Raw genomic sequence first — 204 nt, forward strand, 5'->3', positions numbered from 1 at the left:
CCCATGTGAGAGTAGGTCATCGTCAAGATTAAATTCCAAAATCCCTGTCTGCTCACGCAGACGGGGATTTTGTTTTTATAGAAGTCCCAAGTTTTCGCAGGCACGTTTTGATAACGGATCTGCCACAGAATTTCTTGACGACCATAGAGCATTGGAACCACCTGATCCCATCCCGAACTCAGTAGTGAAACGATGCATCGCCGA

Annotated in this window: 1 rRNA gene; it reads left to right on the forward strand. The window is 46.6% G+C overall.

The features are described 5' to 3' along the window. Positions 1 to 133 precede the first annotated feature (133 nt). Positions 134 to 204: ribosomal RNA gene (gene rrf / locus GHO03_RS25050) — 5S ribosomal RNA — on the forward strand; the annotation flags it as partial.

This window comes from Pseudomonas sp. FSL R10-1339, from assembly GCF_009600545.1.
Taxonomy (GTDB): Bacteria; Pseudomonadota; Gammaproteobacteria; order Pseudomonadales; family Pseudomonadaceae; genus Aquipseudomonas; species Aquipseudomonas bubulae.